This is a genomic window from Streptomyces sp. NBC_01788, from assembly GCF_035917575.1.
In the GTDB taxonomy this organism is placed as follows: domain Bacteria; phylum Actinomycetota; class Actinomycetes; order Streptomycetales; family Streptomycetaceae; genus Streptomyces.
The window spans coordinates 683,845-708,156 of the sequence record NZ_CP109090.1; the positions used below are offsets into that span (position 1 = coordinate 683,845).

The window sequence follows — 24,312 nt, forward strand, 5'->3', positions numbered from 1 at the left end:
ATGCCGAAGACCGCATCGCCGACGCCGAGCGCCGGGAGCCCGGCCGGGCCCATGACCTCGCTCGGCTCGCTGCTGCGCGAATGGCTGCCGCGACAACGCTGGTTCGCCGGCAAGGACCGGCCCGTCACCGACCTGCGTCTGCTGTCGATGACGGAGCTGTTCCCGGGCTGCCTGCATCTGCTCGTCCACGCCGAGCACGCGGACGTCGCCTCCGGTCCCGGCACGGTCCCCTCCCCCACCGGCACACCCGCCCCGCCGCCCGCCGACTGCTACCAACTGCTGCTCGGCGTACGGCGGGAGCCGGCCCCACGCCTGCACCGGGCGTTCATCGGCCGCCCCGAGGAGGGGCCGCTGGCCGGCCTCGCGGTCTACGACGCGCTGTGCGAACCGCGTTCGGCACAGCTGCTCCTGGAGCGGATGCGCCACCCCGGCACCTTCGGCCCGCTGCACTTCGAGGCGGACGCGTCCGTACCGATCCCCGACGCACTGGTGCCCAGGCTGCTGGACGCCGAACAGTCCAACTCCTCGATCATCTACGGGGACGAGTTCATCCTGAAGGTGTTCCGCCGCATCCAGCCGGGCGTCAACCCGGACCTGGAAGTGCCGTGGGCCCTGGCCGGACAGGACTGCACCCGGGTGCCCGCTCCGGTGGCCTGGTTCCGCACCACGCAACCGGAACCGGCCACACTCGGGGTGCTCCAGCCGTTCCTGCGCGACGCCGCCGACGGCTGGACGCTGGCCCTGCGTGCCCTGGCCACCGGTGACGACTTCACCGCCCAGGCGCACCAGTTGGGGCAGGCGACCGCGGAGGTCCACCTGGCGCTGGCCGACGCCTTCCCCACCGGCGCCCATCAGGACATCGCACGCACCGCCGCGACGATGACCGAGCATCTGGAGGCCGCCGCGCACAGCGTCCCCGCGCTGCGCCCGTACGCGACCCGGCTGCGCACCGCGTTCGCCGCGCTGGCCAGTTGCGACGCCGGGCCGCCCGCCCAGCGCGTGCACGGCGACCTGCACCTCGGGCAGGTGCTGCGGGCCGGGCGGGAGTGGTTCGTCATCGACTTCGAGGGCGAGCCGTCGCGCCCGCTCGCCGAGCGCCGCATCCCCGAGTCCCCGGTCCGGGACGTGGCGGGGATGCTGCGCTCCTTCGACTACGCCGCCCGCCAGCGCCGCCCCTGGCGCCCGGAGTGGGCGCGCCGCTGCCGGGAGGCGTACTGCGCCGGCTACGCCTCCCTGTCCGGCTGGGACCCCCGTAAGAAACACGCCCTGCTGCGGGCCTACGAGACGGACCGTGCCGTGTACGAAGTGCTGTACGAGGCCCGGCACCGCCCCGACTGGCTCGCCGTACCGATGGCGGCGATCGAACGTCTCGCCGTGAGAGGAGGCTGAACCGATGGCACTGCGCGACACGTCACTTCCCGAGCCGTCCGGCCCCGTCCTGCCCGCGGCGGTACAGGCCGGTACGGCCCCGCCGCCGGCTGCCGCCGACCGTGAGCGCCTGCTGTCCGGCGCCCACCACGACCCGCACGCGCTGCTCGGCGCGCACCCGGTGCGGGGCGGGATCGCCCTGCGGGTGCTGCGTCCCTTCGCCCGTGCGGTGAGCGTGGTCGTGGACGGCGAGCGCACCCCGCTCGCCTCCGAGGGCGACGGACTGTTCTCGGCCGTACTGCCCCTGGCCGCGATCCCCGAGTACACCCTGGTGGTGGGCTACGAGCGGGACGAGTACGAGGTCCACGACCCCTACCGCTTCCTGCCCGCTCTCGGCGAGCTGGATCTGCACCTGGTCCGGGAGGGCCGGCACGAGCAGCTGTGGCGGGCGCTGGGCGCGGAGCCGATGACCCACCAGGGTGTGACCGGCACCCGGTTCACCGTGTGGGCGCCCAACGCCCGGGGCGTGCGGGTGGCCGGGGACTTCAGCCACTGGGACGGGACCGCCTTCCCGATGCGCTCGCTGGGCGCGGCGGGCGTGTGGGAGCTGTTCCTGCCCGGGATCGGGGAGGGCGCGAAGTACAAGTTCGAGATCACCTCGCAGTACGGCGGCCGGTTCCTCAAGGCCGACCCGATGGCACGGCGCACCGAGGTGCCGCCCGCCACCGCGTCCGTGGTGACGGCCGCGCACCACGAGTGGGGCGACCAGGAGTGGATGGCGCACCGCGCGGACGTGCCGGTGCACGAGGCGCCGTTCTCGGTGTACGAGGTCCACCTACCGTCCTGGCGACCAGGTTTGACGTACCGTCAACTCGCTGAACAGCTCCCGGCCTACGTCAAGGACCTGGGCTTCACCCACGTGGAGCTGATGCCGGTCGCCGAGCACCCCTTCGGGCCGTCCTGGGGCTACCAGGTCACCTCCTACTACGCCCCGACCGCGCGGCTGGGCTCGCCGGACGACTTCCGGTATTTCGTCGACGCCTGCCACCGGGCCGGGATCGGCGTGATCATGGACTGGGTGCCGGCGCACTTCCCCAAGGACGACTGGGCGCTGGCCCGCTTCGACGGGGACCCGCTGTACGAGCCGGGGAACGCGCAGCGCGCCGAGCACCCCGACTGGGGGACGTACGAGTTCGACTTCGCCCGCACCGAGGTGCGCAACTTCCTGGTCGCCAACGCCGTGTACTGGTGCGAGGAGTTCCACGTCGACGGCCTGCGGGTGGACGCGGTGGCCTCCATGCTCTACCTGGACTACTCGCGCGACTCCGGCCAGTGGACGCCCAACGCGTACGGCGGCCGGGAGGACCTGGACGCGATGGCGTTCCTCCAGGAGATGAACGCCACCGTGTACCGGCGTGCTCCGGGCGTGGTGACCATCGCCGAGGAGTCGACCGCGTGGGGCGGGGTGACCGCGCCGACCGACAGCGGCGGCCTGGGCTTCGGGCTGAAGTGGAACATGGGCTGGATGCACGACTCGCTCCAGTACATGACCAAGGATCCGGTGCACCGCAAGTACCACCACCACGAGATGACCTTCGCGATGGTGTACGCCTACAGCGAGAACTACGTGCTGCCGATCTCGCACGACGAGGTGGTGCACGGCAAACGGGCGCTGGTGTCGAAGATGCCCGGTGACTGGTGGCAGCGACGCGCGAATCACCGCGCCTACCTGGGCTGGATGTGGGCGCATCCGGGCAAGCAACTGCTGTTCATGGGGCAGGAGTTCGCCCAGGGCGGCGAGTTCTCCGAGGAGCACGGGCCCGAGTGGTGGCTGCTCGACGAGGACCACTGCGCCGCGGGCGACCACCGCGGGGTGCGGGACCTGGTGCGCGACCTCAACACCGTCTACCGGGCCACCCCGGCCCTGTGGCAGCGCGACACCCGGCCGGAAGGCTTCCGCTGGGTGGCCGTGGACGCCGCCGACGACAACGTCTACGCGTTCCTGCGCCTCGACGCGGCCGGCGTCCCGCTCCTCGCGGTGTCGAACTTCTCCCCCGCGGTGCGCGAGGGCTACCGCCTGGACGTGCCGGGCGAGGTCACCGTGTGGCGCGAGGTGCTGAACACCGACGCCGGCCGCTACGGCGGGGGCGGCGTCACCAACGCAAAGCCACTCGAAACGGAAGGCGAACCCGAGGAGCGGCATATCCGTCTCACGCTGCCACCGCTCGCCACGCTCTGGCTGACTCCGCAGCCCGCCTGAGCGGGCCGGGGCGCGGGAAGCGGGGCTACTTCCCAGTTCGGGACCCGTGACGTGCGGACCTGGGCTACATTCGATCCGCGTCGACCGAGTCCGTCACCGGCGCAGTCACCTCCGTGAACCTCAGGAGCAGCGCATGCGCGACCTCGCCCTCGCTCCGTCCACTGTCGCCCCGCCGGCCGGTGGGCTCGCGGACAGCGTCTTCGAGACCGCGGAGACCCGTCCCGACCTGCCGGTGCTCGCGCGCCGCGCCGACCCCTCCTCCCCGGTGTGGGAGGAGGTGACCGCCGCGGAGCTGCGGGAGCAGGTGACCGACCTGGCCAGGGGGCTGGTGGCCGCCAGGATCTCGCCCGGCCACCGGGTGGCGGTCATGGCCCGCACCCGGTACGAGTGGACGGTCCTCGCGTACGCGCTGTGGGCGGTGGGCGCCGAGGTCGTCCCGATCCACCCGGCCTCCTCGCGCGAGCAGGTCGAGTGGATCCTGCGCGACTCGGAGTGCGTGGCCGTCGTCGTCGAGGACGAGCAGGGCGTGATGACGGTCGGCCCGCTGTGCGCGACGCTGCCCCGGCTCCAGCACGTCTGGCAGCTCGACGCGGACGCGCTGGAGCACCTGGTGGAGCAGGGGGCGGTGGTACCGCCGACCACGGTGAACTCGCTGCGCCGGATCGTGCTGCCCGACGCGACCGCGGCGATCGCCTACACCTCCGGCACCACGGGCCGCGCGCTGGGCTGCGCGCTGAGCCACCGCGCGCTGGCGAACCCCTGCGACACGCTGCTTGCAGGCTGGGGGCACACCGCCGCGCCGCCCGGCGAGCAGGCGTCGGTGCTCGCCTTCCTGCCCTTCTCGCACGTGTACGGGCTGATGATCCAGAGCCTGTGCCTGCGCGGCGGCATCCTGATGGGCCACGAGCCGGAGCTGGGCGAGGAGGCGCTGGCGTCGGCGCTGCGCTCGTTCAGGCCGACGTACTTCCACGCCGTGCCCTCCGTCTTCGAGAAGATCTACAAGAACTTCCTGCGCGCGGCCCAGCAGGCGGGGCGCGGCGCGCTGTTCGAGCGGGCGGCCGAAACGGCCCGGGACTTCGCCACCGCGCTGGAGCGGCAGCGGCTGGGCCGCGGCCCGGGCCCCGGCCTCGACCTTCGGCTGCAACACGCCCTGTACGAGCGGACGGTGTACCGCAAGCTGCGGACCGAGCTGGGCGGCAGGGTGGTCCGGGCCACCTCCGGCGGCTCCCCGCTCAGCCGGGACCTCTCCTTGTTCTACGAGGGCATCGGCATCTACGTGCACGACGGATACGGGCTCACGGAGACCGCGGGCGGCATCACCATGCAGCCGCTGGGCCGGGAGAAGTCGGGGACCGTCGGCAAGGCGCTGCCGGGCACGGCGATCGAGGTGGCGGACGACGGGGAGATCCTGGTGCGGGGGCCGTCGCTGTTCCAGGGGTACGTGGGCGACGAGGCCGCGACCCGGGCCGTGCTGCACGACGGCTGGCTGGCCACGGGAGACCTCGGCAAGCTGGACACCGAGGGCTATCTCACCATCACGGGGCGCAAGAAGGACATCATCGTCACCAACGGCGGCAAGAGCGTGGCCCCGGCCGCGCTGGAGCAGCGGCTGCGGGCGCATCCGCTGGTTCACCAGGCGGTGGTCGTGGGCGACGACCGGCCGTGCGTGGGCGCGCTGATCACCCTGGACGCGGAATTCCTGGCCCACTGGCGTGCGGCGCTGGCCCTGCAGGGGGACGCGCCGGATCACGAGGCGCGTGAGGAGAACGCGCTGCGGGAGGAGATCGAGCGGGCGGTCGCCGCCGCGAACAGCGCGGTGTCGCGCTCGGAGTCCATCCGGGTCTTCCGGGTACTGCCCGCCCCCTTCGACGTGGCGGGCGGGCTGCTCACGCCGTCCATGAAGCTGCGCAGGGACGCCATCGCGGAGCACTACGCGGTCGAGATCGAGGCCATGTACCAGGCGCGGAGCCGCGCCGCGCGCCGGGAGGCCGCGCACGACCCGACGGCCGACTGGGACGAGCCCGACGACGTCTTCCGCTGACGCCTCCCGCCTGCCTTTCCGCTGCCTGCGACGCCCCAAGCGTAGGCTCCTCGCCCCTGGGAACAAGACAGTGGGACGCAAGGGAAAGATAAGGACGACAGCCCGGCGACGAGCCCGGGCCGGAAGGCGAGATGGCATTCGAGCCGCGTGGGGACGACACACTGGCCAGCGAGGGCATTCCGAGCCGCACCGCCCGCTTCGCGGGCGAGTTGCACCACGTCACGGGTGCGCGACTCGCCGCGGAGGACTTCCTCGACGAGGTGGCACGGCGCGCGGGGCCGGCGGCGCCCGAGCACTGGGACGACATCCTGCTGGTCGTGACGGAACTGGCGGCGAACGCGGTGCAGTACGCGCCGGGCCCGTTCGAGCTGCGGATGCGCCGCACCTTCGACGGGGTACACGTCACGCTCAGCGACACCAGCACCACACAGCCGGCCCCGCGGCCGTTCCGCCCCAGCCGGGGTGGCGGCGGTATCGGCTGGCACCTGATCCACACCCTGTGCGACCAGGTGAGCGTGGTGGTCAACGATCACGGCAAGGACGTGCACGTCTTCCTGCCCTGGTGAGCCCGGATCACCCGGAGCCCCGGCTGCGGACGGGGTCCGGGCTCGGACGCGGTGCCGGGACCCGCACCGCGGGCCTCGCCGCACCGGCTCAGGCGCTGGTCGCCTCGCTCGGCGGAAGCGCCTGGTAGTAGGCACCCACCCGGGTCAGATACTCCGGGTCCCTGGTCTCGCTGTCGGTCCTGAACCGCGGCGCGGCCTTGATCTGTCCGCGCGAACAGGCCACCGTGATCCTCCGCTCCGCGGAGTCGATGCCGGCGACCATGCCGACCGGCACCATCACGCTCCTGCCGAACACCCACACCCCGGTGTCCACGACCAGGTGCCGCATCCCGGAGCGGCCGCCCTCCCGGTCCACGTGGCCCACCGTGCCGTCGGCGGCGACGACGGTGAAACCGGTCAGGTCCTCTTCCTCGGCTCGAGCGACCTGCGGCGGATACGACCAGATTCTGTCTATGGTCACGCTGCTCCTTCCTCCCCGGGCTGACGTGTCACGAGCGTCGGGCCGACATCCCGGCACATCGGCTCCCACCGCACCAACTACCCGTCTGTGACCACGGCATTCGGCGGGAGGGGTGGGGGAAGCACGCTCGCCTCGTCCGCTCGGGCCGCCGGCTACCGGCCCGGCCCGGTGGTCTCCTCGGGCAGGGAGACGTACCCGGGCGGGGAGGTGAGCAGTTCCAGCGTTCCGGTCATGTCCAGCAGCCGCTCCAGTACGGCCGGACGCTCGTCCAGGTGGAGTGCGAGACCCGCCTCGTCCGCGAGCCGCCGGATCCGCAGCAGCGCGGACAGGCCGGAGGAGTCGACGCTCCGAAGCCGCGAGAAGTCGAGGCGTATGCCGGCGACCGGGTGCCGTGCCGCGTGGCGCCGGGTGAGCGCCACGGTCACCGCGTCCAGGAGTTCGCGACTGGTGAGGTAGTCGAGGTCTCCCTCCACGTGGACCGCGACGGCGGTTCCGCGGGTCTCGACGAAGAGGCTGAAGGGTGAAGGCGGCATTGTCGTCATACGGGTCTTCCGGGGCCGGGGTCTTCGGGTTGTTTCCGAAAGGAGCGTCATGCCGGACGGCGGTGCCGTGCGGCATGGAGCGCCCTGCGGTCAAACCGCCCGCGTACCCCTGAATCACGAGGTCATGCACCTGCGCGCGGGGGCGAATTCACGGGTCCGGATATGGACGCGCGAGTTTTGTTCGGGGCAGGCCGAGTGGGTTAGCCTGCCCCGTATTTCTCATCACGCAGATCCGTGAAATCACGGAAATGCACGCACGTCAGCGGGCCTGCGACGGCCCGGTGGAGAAAGTGTGAGTCCTCACCGGCGAGGACTCCTGGGGAGCGGGACGAGGGTGCGCATGACCAGCGACAGAACCGAGGTCCTCGACGCCGTTCCGGGCGACCGGGAGCTGCGGCAGCTCCTGGCCGGCCTGACGGCCGTGCGGGACGGCGACTTCGGCACGCGCCTGCCGGAGGAAGCCGACGGGCTCATGGGTGACATCGCGACCGTGTTCAACGGCATGGTCGACCAGTTGTCCGTGTTCACCTCCGAGGTCACCCGGGTGGCCCGGGAGGTCGGCACCGAGGGCACCCTCGGCGGTCAGGCGGAGGTGCCGGGCGTCTCGGGCACCTGGGCCGATCTGACCGACTCGGTCAACGCCATGGCGGGCAACCTCACCACCCAGGTGCGTGACATCGCGCAGGTGGCGACGGCGGTGGCCAAGGGTGATCTGTCGCAGAAGATCGACGTGCCCGCGCGCGGCGAGATCCTTCAGCTGAAGGAGACCGTCAACACGATGGTCGACCAGCTCTCCGCGTTCGCCGACGAGGTCACCCGCGTCGCCCGCGAGGTCGGCACCGAGGGACGCCTCGGCGGACAGGCCAAGGTGCCCGGAGTGGCGGGTGTGTGGCGGGATCTGACCGACTCGGTCAACTTCATGGCCGGCAACCTCACCGCCCAGGTCCGCAACGTCGCCCAGGTGACGACGGCGGTCGCCAAGGGCGACCTCTCCCAGAAGATCACCGTCGACGCCCGCGGCGAGATCCTCGAACTCAAGAACACCATCAACACGATGGTCGACCAGCTCTCCGCGTTCGCCGACGAGGTCACCCGCGTCGCCCGCGAGGTCGGCACCGAGGGACGCCTCGGCGGACAGGCCGACGTCCAGGGCGTCAGGGGCACCTGGCGCGACCTGACCGACTCGGTCAACTTCATGGCCGGCAACCTCACCGCCCAGGTCCGCAACGTCGCCCAGGTGGCGACGGCGGTCGCCGAGGGCGACCTCTCCCAGAAGATCACCGTCGACGCCCGCGGCGAGATCCTCGAACTCAAGAACACCATCAACACGATGGTCGACCAGCTCTCCGCCTTCGCCGACGAGGTCACCCGCGTCGCCCGCGAGGTCGGCACCGAGGGACGCCTCGGCGGACAGGCCGACGTCCAGGGCGTCTCCGGGACGTGGAAGGACCTCACCGACAACGTCAACGTGATGGCGTCCAACCTGACCGGCCAGGTCCGCTCGATCGCCCAGGTCGCCACCGCCGTGGCCCGGGGTGATCTGTCCCGCAAGATCACGGTCGAGGCCGAGGGCGAGGTCGCGGCCCTGGCCGACGTGATCAACACGATGGTCGACACCCTGTCCGCGTTCGCCGACGAGGTCACCCGCGTCGCCCGCGAGGTCGGCACCGAAGGACGACTCGGCGGACAGGCTCAGGTGCCCAACGTCGCGGGCACCTGGAAGGACCTCACCGACAACGTCAACTCGATGGCGAACAACCTCACCGGTCAGGTCCGCAACATCGCGCTGGTGACGACCGCGGTGGCCAGGGGCGATCTGTCGAAGAAGATCGACGTCGACGCGCGCGGCGAGATCCTGGAGCTGAAGACGACCATCAACACGATGGTCGACACCCTGTCCGCGTTCGCCGACGAGGTCACCCGCGTCGCCCGCGAGGTCGGCACCGAAGGACGCCTCGGCGGACAGGCCGAGGTGGAGGGCGTCTCGGGCACCTGGAAGCGGCTCACGGAGAACGTCAACGAGCTGGCCGGCAACCTGACCCGGCAGGTGCGGGCGATCGGCGCGGTGGCCAGCGCCGTGGCCGAGGGCGATCTGACCCGCTCGATCACGGTGGAGGCCTCCGGCGAGGTCGCCGAGCTCAAGGACAACATCAACTCCATGGTGGAGTCCCTGCGCGAGACCACCCGGGCCAACCAGGAGCAGGACTGGCTCAAGAGCAACCTGGCGCGGATCACCGGCCTGATGCAGGGCCACCGCGACCTGCCGGTCGTCGCCGAACTGATCATGGACGAGCTGACCCCGCTGGTGTCGGCCCAGTACGGCGCCTTCTACCTGGCCGAGGACGGCGAGCGCGGCCCCGAGCTGCGGCTCGTCGGCTCCTACGGCAGCCCCGACGACGAGCGGCCCACCCGCTTCTCCTTCGGCCGCTCGCTGGTCGGCCAGGCCGCGCGCAGCCGCCGTACCATCACGGTCGACGAGCTGCCGGCGGGGTACGTCACCATCTCCTCCGGGCTCGGCCGGGCGGTGCCGAGCGCGCTGATCCTGCTGCCGATCCTGTTCGAGGACCAGGTCCTCGGCGTCATCGAGCTGGCGTCGGTGGCCGCGTTCACGCCGGTCCACCGGGACTTCCTGGAACAGCTGCGCGAGGCCCTCGGGGTCAACGTCAACACCATCGTGGCCAACGCCCGCACCGACGAACTGCTTGACGAGTCCCAGCGGCTGACCGCCGAACTCCAGGCCCGCTCGGCTGAGTTGCAGTCCCAACAGGACGAGCTCCAGCGCTCCAACGCCGAACTGGAGGACAAGGCCTCACTGCTGGCGGAGCAGAACCGCGACATCGAGGCGAAGAACCTCCAGATCGAGCAGGCCAGGCAGGAACTGGAGGCCCGCGCCCAGCAGTTGTCGCTGGCCTCGAAGTACAAGTCGGAGTTCCTGGCGAACATGAGCCACGAGCTGCGCACCCCGCTCAACAGCCTGCTCATCCTGGCCCAGTTGCTCGCGCAGAACCCCTCGCGCAACCTCACCCCGAAGCAGGTCGAGTACGCGGGGATCATCCACTCCGCGGGCAGCGACCTGCTCCAGCTGATCAACGACATCCTGGACCTGTCGAAGGTCGAGGCGGGCAAGATGGACGTCACCCCTGAGCGGGTGTCGCTGCGCCAGCTCATCGACTACGTCGAGGCCACCTTCCAGCCGATGACGACGCAGAAGGGCCTCCAGTTCGCGGTCACCACCGCGGCGGGCGCGCCCGCGGACCTGCTCACAGACGACTCCCGGCTGCGCCAGGTCCTGCGCAACCTGCTGTCCAACGCGGTGAAGTTCACCGAGCAGGGCTGCGTCGAGCTGTGCATCGAGCCGGCCGCGGACGACGAGGTGCCCGGCGGTGTCGTGCGGGGCGGCGCGGTCGTGGCCTTCCGGGTCAAGGACACCGGCATCGGCATCCCGGAACAGCATCTGGAGACGATCTTCGGAGCGTTCCAGCAGGCGGACGGCACCACCAGCCGCAAGTACGGCGGGACCGGCCTCGGGCTGTCCATCACCCGGGAGATCGCGCATCTGCTCGGCGGTGCCGTCGCCGTGGACAGCGTGCCCGGCCGGGGCAGCACGTTCACGCTCTTCCTGCCGGTGACCCGCCCCGACTTCGAGCAGGTGCTCGGCGGCGGCCGGGCCCCGCAGAAGGCGCCTGCCGAACTGGTGCCGGCCGCCGCGGCGGACCGGGAGACCGGGCGTGTACTCCCGTTCGGCGACGGGCCGCGCAGACGGCGGCTGCTGGTCGTCGAGGAGCGCTCCCGCGGGCTGCTCACCCTGGTCGCGGAGAGCGTGGTCGCGGACGTGGTCCGACACGGCGCCGACGACACGGGCGCCCTGCCCACCGTCGACATCATCACCGCCGTGGGAGCGCAGGAGGCCGCGGGGGCGCTGGCCTCCGAGCCGTGCCACTGTGTCGTCCTCGACCTGGACATGCCCGAGGAGGAGGCGTCCCGGTTCCTGCAGGCGCTCCAGGGCGACTCGGCGCTGGCGGGCGTGCCGGTGCTCGTGCACAGCGGCCGGCGTCCGGAGGTGGCCCGCGCGGAGGCGCTGCGCTCGCGTGGGGACGACGGCTCGCTGGAGTTCCTCTCCAGCCTGGACGAGCTGCGCGAGCGCATCGCCCTGCACCTGTCGGCCGAGGAGCCCGGGGACGTGCTGTCGCTGGTGCGGGCCGAGGAACCGCAGGACCTCGCACCGCCCGTCGGCGCCTTCGCGGGCCGTACCGTCCTCGTCGTCGACGACGACGCGCGCAACCTGTTCGCGCTCAGCGGGATCCTGGAGCTGCAGGGCTTCCGGGTGCTGCACGCGGAGAACGGGCGCAAGGGCATCGAGACGCTGGTCGGCAACCCCGACGTCGCGCTCGTCCTGATGGACGTGATGATGCCGGAGATGGACGGCTACACCGCGACGGCCGAGATCCGCAGGCTGCCGCGGTACGCCGAACTGCCGATCATCGCCGTCACCGCGAAGGCGATGCCGGGGGACCGGGAGAAGTCGCTGGCGTCCGGGGCGAGCGACTACGTCACCAAGCCCGTGGACACGGACGACCTCATCGCCTGCGTCCGGCACTGGCTGTCCGCGTGAGCGCGTCGGCGCCCGCCTCCCGCACCGGCGGGGCGGGCCCGGTCCGCCGCGGCACCTCCCGCACCCCCGCGCCGTTCAGCCGAGGAGCTTGTCGATCGTGAGCACGTCCGAGCAGCAGCGCGATCCGGCCGCCGCCGGACCGGGTCAAGGGCCGTCCGCGTCCGGGACGCCGTCGCCCACCGGCGACCCGGCGCCGTCCGATTCAGCGGCGCCCAACTCCACGTCCCCCGTGGGGCGGCTGGCCGCCACCGTGGAGCGGCTGCGCCGCGAGGTGCGGGCGGCGCAGGCGGAGGCCGAGGGCCGGGCCCTGGTCGAACTCGCCAAGGGCATCCTGGTGGAGCGGCTGGGCTGCGGTCCGGCGCAGGCCGCCCGGCAGCTCGCCGAGCTGGCCGAGCAGGCCCGGGTGACACCGCTGGAGTTCGCGGTGGAGGTCATCAACCAGGCCGCCCGCGACCGAGTCTCCGAGGTCACCGACGCCTTCCTGGCCGCCGCCGAGGGGGCGCTGGAGCGCGCCTCGGCCGTGCGGCTGCGCGCCGCGGAGAGCGGCGCGCTGGCCGCGGACGACACCCAGGCCGTCGCCGACTCGTTGCTGGAACACGCGCTGCGGCCGCTGGGGGCGGTGGCCGTGGCGGTCTGGGCGGCGGGCGCCGACGGCTCGCTGACCCTGTCGGGCAGCGCCGGTTTCTCCCCGGCGGAGGCCACCCGGTGGCGCTATGTGCCACCGGAGGTGTCCACGGTGGCGCGCCGGGGGCTCACCGAGCGCACCGGCCAGTGGTTCACCTCGCTCGCCACGACCGGACTGCCCACCATCGGGCGGCACCTGCATCCGGACGGGGGCCGGGTGGCGGTGCCCGCCGGCACCGGCGGCCGTATCCACGGGGTGCTGGAGATCGCCTGGCCCGGACCGCTGGAGCCGCAGCCGCCCCAGGTCGTACGCCAGGTGGAGGCCCTCGCCGAACTGTGCGCGCACACGCTGGAGACGTCCACGCTGCGCCACGAGGTGGGGCAGGAACCGCGGGTGCTGCCGGACGCCGCCGAGCTGATGGACCTGGCCGACGGACTGCACGACCCGGCCCTGGTGCTGGTCCCGCACGTCGACGGCGACGGGCAGCTGCTGGACTTCCGCATCCAGCACGTCAACAGCCGCTTCCTGGACCCGGCCGGCCGGCCGCGGGCCGTGGTCAACGGCGCGCTGCTGCTGGAGGCCTTCCCCATGGCCGCCGGGAAGAGCGAGCTGTTCCAGCGGGTGGAGCGGGTGTACGCCACGGGTGAGGCGTACCGGGCGCAGCGCATGCATCTGACGGCGCTCGTCGACCAGGTGCCGCTGTCGGCGGTGGCGGACATCAGCATCAGCCGGCACGGCGGCTGCGTGCTGCTGATCTGGCGCATCGAGGACGAGACGGCGCGGCTGGCGAGTCTGCTCCAGCACGCGCAGCGCCTCGGCCGGATCGGCGGCTTCGAGGAGAACCTGCTGACCAGTGAGATCACCTGGAACGACCAGTTGTTCGGCCTCTACGGCCGTGCGCCTTCGAGTACGCCGGTGCCGCTGGAGGAGCTGCCCGCGCACGCCCACCCGGACGACGCCGTGGCCATCCGACGTTTCCTGCGCACGCTGCTGCACCACCGCCGTCCGGCCTCCGCGGCCTTCCGGCTCCAGCGGCCGGACGGGGTGACCCGGCACATCCGGGTGGTGGCCGAGCCGGTCCTGGACACCGACGGGCGGCTGTTCGTGGTGCGCGGGGCCTACCAGGACATCTCCGCGCAGCACTGGACGGAGGTCGCGCTCGCCGCCACCCGTGACCAGCTCGCGCACACCGAGCAGCAGGCGACCGAGCGCAACCGGCTGACGCTCCAGCTGCAGCACGCCATCATGCCGCCGACCCAGGCACCGCTGCGGGTGAGCGGTCTGGACGTCGCGGTGCGCTACCGGCCGGCGGAGACCGAGCATCTGGTGGGCGGCGACTGGTACGACGTGGTGGTGCTGCCCTCCGGGCTCGTGCTGCTGTGCGTCGGCGACGTCGCCGGCCACGGCATAGAGGCGGCCACCAGCATGGTGGTGCTGCGCAACGCGCTGCGGGGCCTGGCCGTGACCGGGGCCGGGCCCGGCCAGCTGCTGTCGTGGCTCAACATCGTGGCGCACCATCTGACCGGCGCGGTCACCGCCACGGCGGTCTGCGCCCTGTACGACCCCGGGCGGCGCACCCTGCGCTGGGCCCGGGCCGGGCATCTGCCGCCCGTGCTGGTCCGCGGGGCGGAGGCGGCTCCGCTGCCGCTGGTCCGGGGCATGCTGCTGGGTGCGGTGCCGGAGGCCGTGTACGAGGAGGACGAGCTCCAGTTCGCGCCGCAGGACACGCTGCTGATGTACACCGACGGTCTGATCGAGCGCCGGGACCGCTCCGTGGAGGAGTCGCTGAGCCATCTGCTGACCACGGCCCGTTCGGCGCCGAAAACTCTGGACCAGCAGCTCGACCGGCTGCTGACGTACAGCAAGTCGGACACGGACGACGACACCTGCATCGTGGGCATCCGGGTCGCCTGACGGCGGGCGGGTCCGACGGCGAGCGGGCATGGACGGTGGCGAGGCATGAGAGCCCGGTTCAGGGGTAGACGCGGGGGCGCAGTGCGGGTTGCTCCCGTCACCGGTGATGAGAAACGGATCACGTCACCGGTGCGGGTCCGGTGTGCGTCGAAGGCGTCGCCGGGGGTAACCGGCACTGGCCGGCGTCAGCATTCGTTGGAGGTATTCGTGCCCCTTGCCCACAATCCGCTGTCCGTGGAGGTCACCCTGCCGCGGGAGGATGTCGCCCTGCTCACGGTCGAGGGTTACCTGGACGTCGACACCGCCACGGAGTTGCAGGCCCATCTGGCCAACCAGCTCCACCACGGTCGACGGCACTTCCTGCTGGAGCTGTCCGCCGTCCCCTTCATGGACTCCTCGGGCATGAACATCATCCTGCGGGTGTACCAGGAGGCCCGGGAGCGGGCGGGCAGTGTGCACATCATCGCCCCCGCCCCGGCGGTGCTGCGGATCCTGGAGCTCACCGGCGTCAGCATCACGGTGCCGGTCTCGCGGAGCGCCGAGGAGGCACTGGCCCTGGTGGACCGTCAGCCGGAGGAGCCGGGGGCGAAGTGAGCGCGGACGCGGGCGCGGAGGCCTCGGTGTGCGCGGAGGGAGAGCGTCGGGCAGGGCCGTCGTCGGCCGCCGCGCCCGCGGCGTGGATCTGTGCCGACGCGACCGCGCAGAACCCCTCGAGCCCGGTCAGCAGTGCGGTCCGCTGGCCGGCCGGCATCCGCTCCACCACCGACCGCAGCTCCGTCTCCCGGCGCGCCCGCACGTCGGCCAGGAACGCGCGGCCGCGGCGGCTGAGGCGCAGTTCCACCTCCCGGCGGCTGGTGGCGGCCACCTGCCGCCGTACGAAGCCCACCGCTTGCAGCCGGTCGCACAGCCTGCTCGTGGACGGCGGCGTGGAGCCCAGGGTGGCGGCGAGGGTGCGCAGGTTGATGCCCTCGTTGCGTTCGAGGACGAACAGCACCCTGAGCTGGGAGGCGGAGACGGGAGCTGTGGACGCGCGGCCCCACAGGACCTCCAGCAGTTCCGCCGCCGTGGAGGTCGCGCGCGCCGCCTCGCCGGGCGACCGCGGGCGCGGGTGGGAGGACGTCACGCTGACACTCTCGCAGGGTTGGCGGTGGCTGTCAGCTCGCCCCCCTGGTCGGCCTGTGGTAACAGTTGTCGCCCGGCAAGAGTCGCATCGCGGTGCCGCCCGGAGGGCGGATTCGGAACGGTGCAACGCGGATGAGGAGTGGAACAGGTGCCGGAGCACGCAGCGGTAGCACAGCACGGATCGCCGGCCCGCGAGGTCGGGGACTTCCTTCGCCGTCGCGGGGAGCAGATCGCCCAGCGGTGGGCCGAGGAGCCGATCTTCCGGACCGTGTTCACCGTCTCCCGCGACGAGGCGGTGGAAGCGGGCCGCGCCGTCGTCGACGCCCTGGGCGCGGTGGCCGCCTCCGAGCGGGTGTCCGACCCGGACGCCGACGGTTTCCTGCCGGTGCGCGAGCAGCTTGCGCGGATGGGCGCCGTGCGGGGCAGGACCGGTCTGACGGCCGCGGAGGTCTCGCGGGACGTGGACGCCCTGCGGCCGCCCGCGCTGGATCTGCTGACCGCCGAGCTCGCCGGCGCCCCGGAGGAGTACCTGCGGGAGTGCGCCAACGTCCTGACCGTGCTCATCGGCACCCTGCGGCTCGTGGTGATGCAGACGGCGCTCAGCGAGGGCCGGGACCTCATCGACCGTCAGCGGCTCCAGCTGCTCGAGGTGGCCACCCCGGTCATCAAGCTGTGGGACGGCATCGTCGCGGTACCGCTGATCGGAACGCTGGACAGCGCCCGCAGCCAGGTGGTGATGGAGTCGCTCCTCGAGGCGGTCGTCGACCAGCAGGCCCGCTTCGCCATCCTCGACATCACCGGGGTGCCCACCGTCGACTCGCTGGTCGCCCAGCACCTGATGAAGACCGTGGCGGCCACCCGGCTGATGGGGGCCGAGTGCGTGGTCTCGGGCATCCGCCCGGCCATCGCGCAGACCATCGTCCACCTCGGCCTCGACCTGGGCTCGGTCGTCACCCGCGCGACCCTCGCCGACGCGCTCGCCCACGCCCTGCACCAGTTGGGCGCGGACATCGTGAGCCGGGCACCCCACGGTGTGGGTGAACGGTGACCGATCGTCTCCCCACGCCCGGCTCGGGGCAGGTGCCGGTACTCAGACTCGGCGACGTCCTCCTGGTCACGCTCCAGGGCGATCTGTACGACAGCACCGCCGAACAGCTCCAGCAGGACATCGGCGAGGCCATCGCCCACCACACGGCCACGGGGGTGGTCATCGACGTCTCCGGAGTGGAGATCGTCGACTCCTTCCTCGGCCGGGTGCTGGCCGAGATCGCGGCCAAGGCCAGGCTGCTGGCCGCGCAGACCGTGGTGGCCGGGATGCGTCCGGCGGTGGCGATCACCATGGTCGAACTGGGTCTGACCCTGCCCGGGCTGCGGACCGCGCTCACCGCCGAGGACGCCCTGCGGCTCGTCACCGCCCGGCCCACGCCGCCGCGCCCCGGCGGCGCACAGGCGGGGAGCCGGTGATGGGGACAGCAGCGGGCGTCGAGGTCTGCCTGCCGATCCGGTCGGACATGGACCTGGTGTGGGTACGGCAGCATGTGCGCCAGGCGGCCGGGCGGCTCGGCTTCGGCCTGGTCGACCAGACGAAGCTGGTCACCGCGGCCAGCGAGCTGGCGCGCAACACGCTGGTGCACGGCGGGGGCGGGCAGATGCAGGCGTCCCACGTGGTCGACGGGCAGGTGCACGGGCTCCGGCTGGCGTTCAGCGACGAGGGGCCCGGCATCACGGACCTGGAGCGGGCGCTCAGCGACGGCTACACCTCCGGCGACGGCCTCGGCATGGGCCTGGGGGGCGCCCGCCGGCTGGTGCACGAGTTCGCGATCGACAGCACCCCGGGCGCCGGCACCACCGTCACCGTCACCTCCTGGGCGACCCGGCCGGTGCGGCCGTACGAGGGAGCCTGATGCCGCGCGTCTGGGAGGTTCCGGTGCCCGACTCGACCCGGGTGCGCGACGCGCGGGTCGCCGCCGAGGAGGCGGCCGCGCTGGCCGGCCTCGGCGAGTCCCGCACCGCCGCCGCCGCGCTGGTGGCGACCGAACTCGCCACCAACCTGCTCAAGTACGCCGAGGACGGGCGGCTCCTGGTCGAGGTCGTGCCCCCGCCGAGCGCTCCGTGCGGTCACGGCGATCCGGCGCCGGTGGTGCAGATGACGGCGGTCGACCACGGTCCCGGCATCCCCGACGTCGCCGCCGCCCGACACGACGGGTTCTCGACCAGCGGCTCGCTCGGGGCCGGGCTCGGCACCTGCCGCCGCGCGGCCGACGAGTTCCACCTGCACAGCGTCGTCGGCCGGGGCACGGTGGCGCTCGCCCGGGTGGGCGCCACCGCGCCCCGGCCCGGGGCGGTCCGGGCCGACGATGCCGCGCTCCCTTACGCGGGGGCGGTGCGGGCGGGCGGCGTCACCGTCCCGTACGCCGGGGCGGAGTACTCGGGTGACGCCTGGTCCTGGGCGGGCGCCGGGGAGCTGGTGACCCTCATGCTGGCGGACGGCCTCGGCCACGGCCGGGAGGCGGCCCGCGCCTCGTCGGCGGCGGTCGAGACCCTGCACCGCTCGGCCCGTCTCACACCGACCGAGCTGCTCCGGCGGCTCGACACGGCGCTGCGCGGCACCCGGGGCGCGGCCGTCGCCGTGGCCCAGCTGGATCTGCGGGCCGGGCGGCTGCGCTTCTGCGGGATCGGCAATGTCGGGGCCCGGCTGCGCGAGGGCGACACCTGGCGCCACCTGCTGTCGCGGCCGGGCATCGTCGGTATGCACCGGCCCACGACGCTGCCCGAGACCGAGGTGGCCTGGGCTCCCGACCGCCTGCTCGTCCTGCACAGCGACGGCCTGTCCAGCCGGTGGGCACCGCCCGGCGCGGCCGCTCTGCCCACGGCGGCCGACCCCGCGGTGACGGCCGCCCTGACCGTGCGTGACACCGGCAGCTCCGCCAGCCCGGTCCGGGACGACACCACCGTGGCCGTCCTGACCCCCGCCCCGCCGGACCGCCCATGACGCGCACCTGGCAGATCAGCACCGCCACCGACGCCGTCCGGGCCCGTATCGCCACGGCCCGCACGGCGGCGGCGTACGGCGTCCCCCCGCTCGAACGCACCCGTCTGACCACCGCCCTGGGCACCCGTCTGCGCCACTGCCTGGCCAAGGGCGGCACCTGGACGGTCACCCTCCAGGTCCCGGAGGCGGACGTGGACGCAGGCACCCTCCGCATCACAGTCGCGCCGGTCCATGACCCGCAGGGCGGTGGGGAGACCTCGTGGCGGATGTCCGTCGCCGCCTGCCCCGAGGGCGAGGTGTCGCCGGATGCGGAGTCGGAGCCGAAGGTGGGCGACGACGCGGCTGCTCTGGCCGAGGCGCTGCTCGGGGCCGACGACGACACGGCGGTGGTGCTGGAGAGGCTCGCGGAGCAGGAGGAGCTGGTCGCCTTCCATCGGGAGGAGCTGCATCAGACCAACCAGGGAGTCCTGGCCCTGCACGCCGATCTGGACACCGCCTGGCGGGCTCAGCGAGAGGCGTTCGCGGCCGAACGCGCCGCGCGCACCGAGGCCGAGGAGGCCCGCCGCAGACTGCGGTTCCTGGCCGACGCCAGCGCGCTGCTGACGACCTCGCTGAACCACGAGGAGATCCTGCGGCGGCTGCCGGGCCTGCTCGTACCCCGGTACGCCGACCGTGTCGACGTATGGCTGTTCGACCACGAGGGCGACCGGCACCGGCCCGCCCCGCATCCGGCGGCCGCGGTGCTCGCGGCCCGTACCGGCCGCCCGCAGTACGCGGCCGACCACCCCGGTGACCTGCCGGGCGTCGACGACCAGCCGCCCTCGGCGCTCGACCCCGGCCGGCCCCTGCTGTGCGTCCCGCTGCTCGCCCGGCGGACACCGCTCGGTGTGCTGACCCTGACGCCGCCCGGCGCCCGCTGGGACCCCGACGACGCCGTCATGCTGATCGAGCTGGCCCGGCGGGCGAGCGTCGCCCTCGACAACGCGCGCCGCTTCGAGCACAACCGCGACATCGCCGAGACGCTGCAGCGCGCCCTGCTCACCGACCTGCCCACCACACCGGGCCTGCGCCTGGCCGCGCGCTATATGCCGGCTACACACGGGCTGAACATCGGCGGGGACTGGTACGACGCCTTCCGGCAGCCCGACGGGAGCCTGATCACCGTCATCGGCGACGTCACCGGCCACGGCCTGCACGCCGCCGTGATGATGAGCCAGCTCCGCACCGCGCTGCGCGCCTACGCCGTCGACGGCGGCAGCCCCGGTCGGCTGCTGACCCGCCTGCACGTGTTCCTGCACCATCTGCAGCCCGACCTGTTCGCGACCGCGGTCATCGCCCGTTTCAGCCCGGACGACCCCACGGTCACCTGGGCCGCCGCGGGCCATCCGCCACCCGTGCTGCGCCTGCCGGACGGCCGGGTACACGTCCTGGACGCCAAGCCCGGCGCCATGCTCGGCATCCCGCTGCGGCAGGAGATAGAGGACCACACGGTGCGCCTCTCCCCCGGCGCGACCCTGGCTCTGTACACGGACGGCCTCGTGGAGCGGCGGGCGCTGGGCATCGACCCCGGCATCGACCGCCTCGCCACCGCGCTGGGCGCGTTCGACCCGGCCGAGCTGGACGCCGACCTGGACGGCTCGGCGGACCGCCTCCTCGGCCCGCTGCTGAGCGACTCCGAACGCGACGACGACGTCTGCCTCCTGCTGTGCCACATCGACAGCGCGGCCGGAGGCGAACCGGACCGGATCCCGGCGGGCGTGGACCACCTGCGGTAGCACCGCGCGGCGCGGGCCCGCCCGAACGCCCGAACGCCCGAACGACCCATGGAGCAGCGGATCCAGGGAACCCGCCGGGGCGGCCCCCGCCGTCCGGACGCGCTCCGGGCCGCGGGGACAGCGGCGTCCGGTGCGCACGCGGCCCGGTGGGGGCATCGTGGTGCTCGACGGACGGGATGGACCCGATGGACCGGTGAGGTGCGAAGCAGCCGTCCCCGGGCAGACGCAAGGACGTCGATGCAGCCGCCCGGAGCCCCGCAGAAGGGATGAAACATCGTGACACGACCCAGGATCCTGGTGGTCGGCGCAGGCTTCGCCGGAGTGGCGTGCGTGCGCCGTCTGGAGCGCAGGCTCTCTCCCAGCGATGCGGACATCACCCTCGTGACGCCGCAGTCCTATCAGCTCTATCTGCCGCTGCTGCCCCAGGTCGCCTCCGGGGTGCTGACGCCCCAGTCGGTCGCCATCTCCCTGCGCCGCAGCAGGAAATACCGCACCCGGATCATTCCGGGCGGCGCCGTCGGCGTGGACCTGAAGGCGAAGGTGTGCGTCGTGCGGACGCTCACCGACCGCGTCGTCGACGAGCCCTACGACTACCTCGTGCTGGCTCCCGGCAGCGTCACCCGCACCTTCGACATCCCGGGGCTCCTCGACCACGCCTTCGGCATGAAGACGCTGGCCGAGGCCGCCTACATCCGCGACCACGTCATCACCCAGCTCGACCTCGCCGACGCCAGCGAGGACCCCGCAGAGCGCGCCTCGCGGCTGCAGTTCGTGGTGGTCGGCGGCGGGTACGCCGGCACCGAGACCGCGGCGTGCCTGCAGCGCCTCACGCACGCCGCCGTCAAGCGCTATCCGCGGCTGAACCCGGCCCTGATCAAGTGGCACCTGATCGACATCGCGCCGAAGCTGATGCCGGAGCTGGGCGACAAGCTGGGCCGCAGCGCCCAGGAGGTGCTGCGCCGCCGGGGCATCGAGATCTCGCTCGGGGTGTCCATCGCGAAGGCCGGGCCGGAGGAGGTCACCTTCACCGACGGCCGGGTGGTGCCGACCCACACCCTGATCTGGACCGCGGGCGTGGTGGCCAGCCCGCTCATCGCGACCCTCGGCGCGGAGACGGTCAGGGGCCGGCTCGCCGTGACCGCCGAGATGTGCCTGCCCGGCCACGACGGGGTGTTCGCGCTCGGGGACTCCGCCGCCGTACCCGACCTGAGCAAGGGCGGCGGCGCGGTGTGCCCGCCGACCGCGCAGCATGCCACGCGGCAGGGCCGGCGGGTCGCGGAGAACCTCATCGCGACCCTGCAAGGACAGCCCCTGCGGCCGTACGAGCACAAGGACCTGGGACTCGTCGTCGACCTCGGTGGCGCGGACGCGGTCTCCAAACCGCTCGGCGTGGAACTGCGCGGTGTCCCGGCCCAGGCCGTGGCCCGCGGCTACCACCTGGGGGCGCTGCGCACGAACGTCGCCAAGACCAGGGTCGCGACCAACTGGCTGCTCAACGCGGTCGCCGGGGACGATTTCGTCCGCACCGGATTCCAGGCCCGCAAGGCCGCAAAGCTGAAGGACTTCGAGTACACCGACGCGTACATGACGCCCGAGCAGGTGCGGGAGCACGTCGAGGGGGCCCGCCCCCGGCAGATGTGACACCCGGAGGGCACCGGGTCAGGGCCCCTCCCGCCGGGCACGGCCGGGCCGCGACGGGCGGTCCGGCCGTGGCGTGCCATGCTGGTCGGGCGGATCATGACGGGAGACGGGGACGCGAAACGGGAGGGTGCGGCGGCGTGGGAGCAGCACAGAGGCCGGTCCGGTCGCGGCTGCGTGATCGCTTCGCGGCGTCCGATCCCGGCCTGCTGCGGCTGGCGGCCGGATCGCGGACGGCGGGCTCGATCGCGCTGACACTGGCCGTACTCGGCGCGCTGCGCGTGCCCGTGACGCATCTGGTGGCCGGGGCGATCGCGTCGATGGCGGCCACCTTCGCCATCCGGGAGAAGCAGCGCTCGCAGCAGGCGGTCACGCTCGCCCTCGGGCTTCCGGTGGCGCTGGTGTCCGTGTCGCTCGGCGCGCTGCTCAACCCGCTCGTGGTGGCCGGGGACGTCTTCTTCGTCGTACTGATCTTCTGCGCGGTCTACAGCCGCCGGTTCGGCGACCGGGGCAACGCGCTCGGCCTGATCGGCTTCCAGCTCTACTTCATGTCCCTGTTCGTCGGCGCCACCGCGTCGGCGCTGCCCGGGCTCTACGGCGTCATCGCGGTCGCGTTCGGCTCCAGCGCCCTCGTCCGGTTCGTGATCGTGTACGAGACGCCTGCGGGCGTCCTGCAACGCCTGCGCGAGGCGTTCCGGGTGCGGCTCGCGCAGTTGGTGACGGCGCAGTTGCAGCTGCTGGACGCCGGTCCGGACGAGGTGGAGAAGGTCGTGGAGGCGGTGCGCCTGGGCACGGCCCGGCTGCACGACACGGCCATGATGATCCAGTCGCGGCTGGCGGACGGCACCTCCGACGAGGCCGTGGCGCGGCTGGTGCAGCGGCGGATCGCGGACGCCGAGATCGCCGCCGAGCGGCTGGGGCTGCTTCTGCTGAACGCCCGCAGCGCCGAGCGGACCGACACGCTCACCCTGCACCTGCCCGGCGCGTCCGTGCCCTCCAGTGGCCGGCTGCCGGTGCGGGACGAGGCGACCGAGACGCTGCGCCGCGACCTGGGGGCGCTGGCGATGCTCGTACTGCGGCCCGTCGGGGAGGGCGGCGGGACCGCGCTGGCGCATGTGCGCAACCGGCTCCTCGGCTACCGGGACGAGGAGAACCTGCCGCCCGCCTCGCCGGCCGTGCAGGACGTCTTCCGCGGTATCGGCGAGACCGCTCGGGCCGTGATGGGTCTACGGATCGCGCTGGACGGCCCGCAGGACGAGTCCGACGACGCGCCGGCGACGGTGCGCTCCAGGGAAGAGCTGGACGCGGAGAGCGCCGCCATCGAGGGCGCCGAGGAGGCCGAGCGGGAGGAGCAGGCCCCGACCGGGTGGCGGCGGCCCACCACACGGGCGGCCGTGCAGGTCGCGGTGGGCTCGTCGCTGGCGATCGTCGGCGGCGAGTTCCTCTCCAGCCAGCGCTGGTACTGGGCGGTGCTGACCTGCTGGATCGTCTTCATCAACACCTCGTCGACGGGCGAGATCCTGGTCAAGGGCTACCGGCGTCTGGTGGGCACCGTGCTCGGCGTGGTGGCCGGGATCGTGCTGGCGGGGCTGGTGGGGCCGCACACGTGGACGGCGCTGGCCCTGGTGCTGCTGTTCGTCTTCGCGATGTTCTACACGGCGCCGCTGTCCTACACGCTGATGTCGTTCTTCGTCACCGCGGCCCTGGGGCTGCTGTACACGCTGCTGCACAGGTACAGCGCGGCGGTGCTCGTGCTGCGTGTGGAGGAGACTGCGCTGGGGGCGGCCTGCGGCATCATCGCGGCCGCGCTGGTCCTGCCGGTGCACACCCACGGCCGTACGAACGAGCTGCTCGGCCGGGTGCTGGAGCGGCTGACGGACGTCACGGCCGTCGCCGTCGAGCAGCTCAGCGGCGGTCCGGCGGGCGATCTGCTGGACCGGGCGCGTGAACTGGACCAGGCGCTGGGCGACCTGCGGGCGGCCACGCAGCCGCTGACGCATCCGATCACGCCGCTGCGGGCCCGGCGGAACACCGCCCAGTACGTCGTGGCGCTGCTGGAGACCTGCGCCTACCACGCGCGGTCGCTGGCGGCGACCGCGGAGCTGCTGCCCACGCATCCGTCGATAGCCGCGGATCCCCGACTGCGCCAGGCCTGTGCGCGGATCACCCGCAACATCGAGACGATCCGCGCGCACGTGGCCGAGGAGTCCGCCACCGCGGAGGTCGAACGGGGTCCGAGCATCGCCTCGCTGCTGGAGCCGGACGGGGCGCCCGGCGTCCCCCGGTTCGGGCGCATCACCGACCGGGTGCTGCGGCATCTCCAGCGCCTGGACGAGGCGGTCGTGGGCCTGGCCCGTCCGCTGGACGTCCCGGTGTCGAAACCGGCGCGGTGACGGG

The 24,312-nt window shown here is 72.9% G+C and carries 16 protein-coding genes and 1 pseudogene; 14 read left to right on the top strand and 3 right to left on the bottom strand.

The annotated features are described in order from the left end of the window. From OIE49_RS03310 to OIE49_RS03325, 4 genes are all read left to right on the top strand, one after another. A complete protein-coding gene (locus OIE49_RS03310; protein WP_326800981.1) occupies positions 1–1,389 on the top strand; it encodes a maltokinase N-terminal cap-like domain-containing protein in 1,389 nt (462 codons plus the stop codon). 4 nt (positions 1,390–1,393) lie between these two features. Next, positions 1,394–3,628, top strand: coding sequence for a 1,4-alpha-glucan branching enzyme (glgB, locus tag OIE49_RS03315; RefSeq protein ID WP_326800982.1), 2,235 nt, complete (start codon positions 1,394–1,396; stop codon positions 3,626–3,628). Positions 3,629–3,761: 133 nt separating this feature from the next. After that, complete coding sequence (locus OIE49_RS03320) at positions 3,762–5,669, top strand: AMP-dependent synthetase/ligase (RefSeq protein WP_326800983.1); 1,908 nt, start codon at positions 3,762–3,764, stop codon at positions 5,667–5,669. 131 nt (positions 5,670–5,800) lie between these two features. Beyond that, positions 5,801–6,235: an ATP-binding protein gene (locus OIE49_RS03325; RefSeq protein WP_100571295.1), complete on the top strand. Its 435-nt coding sequence runs from the start codon at positions 5,801–5,803 to the stop codon at positions 6,233–6,235. Positions 6,236–6,323: 88 nt separating this feature from the next. Here the strand turns inward: OIE49_RS03325 and OIE49_RS03330 are convergent, their stop codons facing one another. After that, on the bottom strand, positions 6,324–6,695 hold the full coding sequence (locus OIE49_RS03330; RefSeq protein WP_326800984.1) for a PRC-barrel domain-containing protein: 372 nt from the start codon (positions 6,693–6,695) through the stop codon (positions 6,324–6,326). 152 nt (positions 6,696–6,847) lie between these two features. Then, on the bottom strand, positions 6,848–7,237 hold the full coding sequence (locus OIE49_RS03335) for an STAS domain-containing protein (protein WP_326800985.1): 390 nt from the start codon (positions 7,235–7,237) through the stop codon (positions 6,848–6,850). Between the two features lie 340 nt (positions 7,238–7,577). On the opposite strand from OIE49_RS03335, the gene OIE49_RS03340 reads away from it, so the two are divergent. The 3 genes from OIE49_RS03340 to OIE49_RS03350 all read left to right on the top strand — a co-directional run bounded on the left by OIE49_RS03340 (position 7,578) and on the right by OIE49_RS03350 (position 14,982). After that, positions 7,578–11,849, top strand: a complete 4,272-nt coding sequence (locus OIE49_RS03340) for a HAMP domain-containing protein (protein WP_326800986.1) — start codon at positions 7,578–7,580, stop codon at positions 11,847–11,849. A gap of 97 nt (positions 11,850–11,946) precedes the next feature. Then, on the top strand, positions 11,947–14,388 hold the full coding sequence (locus OIE49_RS03345) for a SpoIIE family protein phosphatase (RefSeq protein WP_326800987.1): 2,442 nt from the start codon (positions 11,947–11,949) through the stop codon (positions 14,386–14,388). A 207-nt stretch (positions 14,389–14,595) separates the two neighbouring features. Further along, entirely contained in the window at positions 14,596–14,982 is a 387-nt protein-coding gene (locus OIE49_RS03350) for an STAS domain-containing protein (RefSeq protein WP_100571290.1), read from the top strand. A 64-nt stretch (positions 14,983–15,046) separates the two neighbouring features. Here OIE49_RS03350 and OIE49_RS03355 read toward each other — a convergent pair. Then, positions 15,047–15,511: pseudogene (locus tag OIE49_RS03355) on the bottom strand (MarR family winged helix-turn-helix transcriptional regulator); the annotation flags it as partial. A 147-nt stretch (positions 15,512–15,658) separates the two neighbouring features. On the opposite strand from OIE49_RS03355, the gene OIE49_RS03360 reads away from it, so the two are divergent. From OIE49_RS03360 to OIE49_RS03390, 7 genes are all read left to right on the top strand, one after another. Further along, complete coding sequence (locus tag OIE49_RS03360; RefSeq protein ID WP_326800988.1) at positions 15,659–16,558, top strand: STAS domain-containing protein; 900 nt, start codon at positions 15,659–15,661, stop codon at positions 16,556–16,558. After that, positions 16,555–16,974, top strand: a complete 420-nt coding sequence (locus OIE49_RS03365; RefSeq protein ID WP_326800989.1) for an STAS domain-containing protein — start codon at positions 16,555–16,557, stop codon at positions 16,972–16,974. Before OIE49_RS03360 ends, OIE49_RS03365 begins: the two co-directional genes overlap by 4 nt. Beyond that, a complete protein-coding gene (locus OIE49_RS03370; protein WP_326800990.1) occupies positions 16,974–17,414 on the top strand; it encodes an anti-sigma regulatory factor in 441 nt (146 codons plus the stop codon). Before OIE49_RS03365 ends, OIE49_RS03370 begins: the two co-directional genes overlap by 1 nt. Then, on the top strand, positions 17,414–18,502 hold the full coding sequence (locus OIE49_RS03375; protein WP_326800991.1) for an ATP-binding SpoIIE family protein phosphatase: 1,089 nt from the start codon (positions 17,414–17,416) through the stop codon (positions 18,500–18,502). Before OIE49_RS03370 ends, OIE49_RS03375 begins: the two co-directional genes overlap by 1 nt. Further along, complete coding sequence (locus OIE49_RS03380; protein ID WP_326800992.1) at positions 18,499–20,277, top strand: PP2C family protein-serine/threonine phosphatase; 1,779 nt, start codon at positions 18,499–18,501, stop codon at positions 20,275–20,277. The genes OIE49_RS03375 and OIE49_RS03380 overlap by 4 nt, the downstream gene beginning before the upstream one ends. Before the next feature lie 276 nt (positions 20,278–20,553). Continuing rightward, on the top strand, positions 20,554–21,918 hold the full coding sequence (locus OIE49_RS03385; protein ID WP_326800993.1) for an NAD(P)/FAD-dependent oxidoreductase: 1,365 nt from the start codon (positions 20,554–20,556) through the stop codon (positions 21,916–21,918). Between the two features lie 137 nt (positions 21,919–22,055). Then, positions 22,056–24,308 carry an FUSC family protein gene (locus OIE49_RS03390; protein WP_326800994.1) on the top strand — a complete coding sequence of 751 codons (2,253 nt, stop codon included), beginning with the start codon at positions 22,056–22,058 and terminating at the stop codon, positions 24,306–24,308. The last annotated feature ends 4 nt before the right edge of the window (positions 24,309–24,312 follow it).

Coding starts and splice junctions, on each gene's coding strand:
- OIE49_RS03310 (WP_326800981.1), top strand. CDS start 1: ATGCCGAAGACCGCATCGCCGACGCCGAGCGCCGGGAGCCCGGCCGGG.
- glgB (WP_326800982.1), top strand. CDS start 1,394: ATGGCACTGCGCGACACGTCACTTCCCGAGCCGTCCGGCCCCGTCCTG.
- OIE49_RS03320 (WP_326800983.1), top strand. CDS start 3,762: ATGCGCGACCTCGCCCTCGCTCCGTCCACTGTCGCCCCGCCGGCCGGT.
- OIE49_RS03325 (WP_100571295.1), top strand. CDS start 5,801: ATGGCATTCGAGCCGCGTGGGGACGACACACTGGCCAGCGAGGGCATT.
- OIE49_RS03335 (WP_326800985.1), bottom strand. CDS start 7,237: ATGACGACAATGCCGCCTTCACCCTTCAGCCTCTTCGTCGAGACCCGC.
- OIE49_RS03340 (WP_326800986.1), top strand. CDS start 7,578: ATGACCAGCGACAGAACCGAGGTCCTCGACGCCGTTCCGGGCGACCGG.
- OIE49_RS03370 (WP_326800990.1), top strand. CDS start 16,974: ATGGGGACAGCAGCGGGCGTCGAGGTCTGCCTGCCGATCCGGTCGGAC.
- OIE49_RS03375 (WP_326800991.1), top strand. CDS start 17,414: ATGCCGCGCGTCTGGGAGGTTCCGGTGCCCGACTCGACCCGGGTGCGC.
- OIE49_RS03380 (WP_326800992.1), top strand. CDS start 18,499: ATGACGCGCACCTGGCAGATCAGCACCGCCACCGACGCCGTCCGGGCC.